Source organism: Ruminococcus sp. 5_1_39BFAA (assembly GCF_964240875.1).
Lineage (GTDB): Bacteria > Bacillota > Clostridia > Lachnospirales > Lachnospiraceae > Blautia_A.
Genome location: NZ_CAXSVO010000068.1, coordinates 1 through 3,712 on the forward strand (window position 1 = coordinate 1; position 3,712 = coordinate 3,712).

Sequence of the window (3,712 nt, forward strand, 5' to 3'; positions counted from 1 at the left end):
CAGACTGCGCGGTCGATTATTTGAAAAGCGGAAAAATAATTTGCCGTTTGCGTCTCTCTCAATTCGCTGTCCAACACCACTGAGCCTCGGTCAGCCTGCCCACGTCCTTACACATCTGTTCGGACGCAGAAAGAAGGATGCCGATCAGGGCATCCTCATCGCTGGAATCCACCCGCAGGTAGGTCTTCGCTTCAAAAAACGGGATCAGAGCCATGACCGGCACCTCCTTTCCCCGCTTACGCGCCGGCCTTCATCTGGAGGCACTGCACGGCTTCCGGCAGGATCAGCTTGCCGTCCACGCGCTGGGTGGTCATGAAGCCCACCTGGTCGGTGCGGGCGTACAGCTCGTTCAGGCGGCGGAAGGTGCGGTTCTGGCGGTCGGCGATCCAGTAGTAGCTGTAGTCACCGAAGGTCATGGCCTTGTTGCCCGCAGCCAGACCGGGCATGAAGGAAGAAGTGCGCAGCGGACGGTTCAGCAGCGTGTCGGGCTTGCCGATGTCCAGACCCGGCTTCCAGATATAGTTGCCGTTGTTGTCCTTGAGGGTCATGAGCTGGAGAACCATGGACTCATTGCAGAGGAACTGGGCCTTCTTGCGGTACGGAGCGCGGAGGCTGTAGTACAGCTTGAAGATCTCGTCGAAGGTGACCTTGTCCACCGCAGCGGCAGTCACGCCCACCTGTGCGCAGGCATCGTCCAGCAGGCCCAGGGGCTTGCCCACGCCGTCACCAGAGATGAATGCCCGCTCCTCCGCATTGCCCATGCGCACGCCGAAACGCTGCGCGATATAGGTGGCGAGGTCGAAGGCGGAGTCGTTCAGCAGCTCGTTGGAAATCTTGATCATGGTACCCAGCTTGTAGGCGGACAGCATGGTCTGGCTGAAGGTGGTGTCGCTCTCCGGGATCTCCTCGCCCTCATCGATCCAGCTGGCCTCGCCGTTGTCCTGCGCAATGGGGATCTTGCGGGTGCCGGAGCTGGTGCGGATGACGGTGGCAAGGCCACGGAAGAGGTTGTTGTCCTCCAGCGCCTGCACCAGCTTCTTCTCGAACTCGTCCGGCACGGTATAGCCGCCCTCGGAATCCTGACCGATGGACAGGGCGTTGTGGATCTCGCCGTAGCTGCCCCGGGCACGGATCATGTTCCAGAACGCATCGCTGTACTCAGCGGTCGCGGTGGGACGTGCATCCTTCTCCTTGGGAGCGCCGGTCTTGGGGTTGCCATGCACAGGGGTGGAGGTGGGTGCCGCCAGCAGGGCGTCGATCTGTGCCTGCTGCTCCAGACGCTCGATCTCTGCGCCCAGATCCTTGACCTCCTGCGCCATCTTGTTGTACTGCTCCACAGCGTCGGAGGCCACAAGGCCGTTCTCGCCGCGGTGCTGCTCCAGGAAGTTCTTGGTCTGCTCCCAGAGGGTGTTGCGCTTATTGCGCAGTTCCAGAATCTTGCTCATAGGGTAAATCCTCCTGTTGAAAAATTGTTGATAACCGGTTATAAATTTGTTGATAACCCGGTTAAAACCGTGGATAACAAAACAGCTGGGGGATGCTCAGTGCATCAGCTCCAGCTGTTTCATGAGAATATTGAACGGCATCGAGCCGTCCTCGGTCTTGCCGTCCAGGTCGATGACCGGGGCGGGCGGGGTTTCCGGTGCTTTGGGTGCAGGGGCCGGTGTGTCCACAGGCGGCTTGAGCTCCGTCACACCCAGACGGTTCAGGATGGTCAGCCCCATCTGGCGGGAAGAATAGAGCGAGGCTTCCAGATGGATGCTCTTGTCATCCTCCGGCTTTTCCTTCTCATCCGGCTTTTCTTCCTCCTCCGGGTCTTCCTCCGGTTCATCCGGCTCCACGGCCTCAAAGAGGATCTCATCGGCAAAGCCCAGCTCCACCGCCTTTTTGGCGTTCATCCACGTCTCATTTTCCATGAGCTTGGAGATGCGGTTGTGGGACAGGCCGCTCTTGGCGGTATAGGCGTTGATGATGCTCTCCTTGACCTCGTTCAGCGTGGCGATAGCCTTCTCCATGTCCTTGGTGTTGCCCATCGCAATAGTGCTGGGGTCGTGGATCATGAGCATGGCCACCGGGGACATCAGCACCTTGCTGCCCGCCATAGCAATGACGCTGGCGGCGGATGCGGCAATGGCATCGATCTTCACGGTTACGCTGCCGGGGTAGTCACGGAGCATGGTGTAGATTTCCGCTGCGGCGAACACATTGCCGCCCGGCGAGTTGATCCAGACCGTGATGTCCTCCGTACCGGCATTCAGTTCTTCCCGGAACGCTTTCGGGGTCACCTCGTCGCCCCAGAAGGACTCGTCATCGATGGGCCCTTCCAGCCGAAGCACCCTGCCGCCGGCTTCGTTGTGAATCCAGTTCCAGAATTTCTTCATCTGGCTCGTTTCCTTCCTTTCTGTGTTTTCTTTGGCGTACTCTCACTCTGCCGGTTCTCGCTGTCAGGCTCCTGCTGTGTCTCCTCCTCGTCAGGCTCGTCCTCCTTCGGCTGGTTCTGCTCCACTGCGGTCTGCTTGGCGTCGGCGAACTTGCCCGCGTCCTTCAGCTTTACATAGCCGCCGTTGAGGTAGTAGTCGTCGCCGCCGTCCTCCGCAGGGATGAGGTCCATGTTCTCCAGACGGTGGATGTCGTTGGGCGACAGGAAGCCGTTGGAGATGCCGGTTGCATAGCCGTTCATGCGGCTCTGGTAGTCGCCCCGGAGCAGCCCATCCACGTTGAACTTGGCGAAATACTCATCCTGCTCTGTTTCCACCAGCAGGTCTTTCACAATGGCCTGCTCGAAGCGCACCAGCCACGGGGTCAGCGTGTGTACCACGAAGTCGATGGACTGGTGCTCGATGTTGGAGTAGGTGGCATGCGCAAGGTCCTGCACCATGTGGGGCGGCACCCGGAAGATGCGGCAGATTTCCTCGACCCCGAATTGCCGGGTGGAAAGGAACTGGCTGTCCTCGGGCGGCAGGGAGATAGGCTTGTAGGTCATGCCCTCCTCCAACACACAGACCTTGTGGGCATTGTTCGCGCCGCCGTACACGGCAGTCCAGTTCTCCCGGATTTTACCGGGGTCTTTGAGGACGCCGGGATGCTCCAGCACGCCGCTGGGCTGTGCGCCGTTCTTGAAGAAGGCTGCGCCGTATTTCTCCACCGCCAGCGTGGTGCCGAGGGAGTTCTTCATCATGGCAATGGGCGAAAAGCCCACCAGACCATTGAAGCCCAGACCCGGCACATGGAAGATCTCGTCCGCCCGGAAGTAGATGTCCTGGTTCTGCTCCCCTGGCACTTCATCCGTGTAGGCGTGGTAGATATAGAAGATGTTGCCTGCCTCGTCGCGGTCTACCTCCACGTTCTCCGGGAGCAGCGGATACAGCCCCAGCACCGTGTTCTTTCCGTCACGGATGATCTGGGCGTAGGCGTTGCCCCACAGGAGCAGGTGGGTCATCATGGTCTCGCGGAACGTAAAGCTGGTCATCTCCGGGTTGGGCTGGCGGTAGAGTATCTTGTACAGCGGATGGTCCGCCGCACGTTCCTTCCCGCTGCCTCCATCTGTATACCGGTAGAGATGGAGCGGCAGCCCCGCCACTGTCTCGGCCAGCAGCCGGACACAGGCATACACGGTTGAAATCTGCATCGCGGACTTTTCATCCACACGCTCGCCGGAAGAAGCTGTGCCAAAGAAAAAGGTCTGCCCGGAATCGCGGACATTGTCCGTTAC

General features: G+C 59.8%; 4 protein-coding genes. All 4 read right to left on the bottom strand.

The annotated features are described in order from the left end of the window. Window positions 1-58 precede the first annotated feature (58 nt). Window positions 59-214, bottom strand: a complete 156-nt coding sequence (locus ACESZH_RS23550; protein ID WP_373219517.1) for a head-tail connector protein — start codon at window positions 212-214, stop codon at window positions 59-61. 22 nt (window positions 215-236) lie between these two features. Then, window positions 237-1,445, bottom strand: a complete 1,209-nt coding sequence (locus ACESZH_RS23555) for a phage major capsid protein (RefSeq protein WP_325195714.1) — start codon at window positions 1,443-1,445, stop codon at window positions 237-239. A gap of 96 nt (window positions 1,446-1,541) precedes the next feature. Next, the gene (locus tag ACESZH_RS23560; protein WP_373219515.1) at window positions 1,542-2,381 is read right to left on the bottom strand and encodes a head maturation protease, ClpP-related; all 840 of its coding nucleotides are present in this window, start codon (window positions 2,379-2,381) and stop codon (window positions 1,542-1,544) included. Continuing rightward, on the bottom strand, window positions 2,378-3,712 hold a 1,335-nt coding region (locus tag ACESZH_RS23565; protein WP_373219513.1), incomplete at its 5' end, for a phage portal protein. The genes ACESZH_RS23565 and ACESZH_RS23560, both read right to left, overlap by 4 nt.

What these genes read in the sequence shown, in the direction of transcription:
- ACESZH_RS23550 (WP_373219517.1), bottom strand. Translation starts at nt 214, where the DNA reads ATGGCTCTGATCCCGTTTTTTGAAGCGAAGACCTACCTGCGGGTGGAT.
- ACESZH_RS23555 (WP_325195714.1), bottom strand. Translation starts at nt 1,445, where the DNA reads ATGAGCAAGATTCTGGAACTGCGCAATAAGCGCAACACCCTCTGGGAG.
- ACESZH_RS23560 (WP_373219515.1), bottom strand. Translation starts at nt 2,381, where the DNA reads ATGAAGAAATTCTGGAACTGGATTCACAACGAAGCCGGCGGCAGGGTG.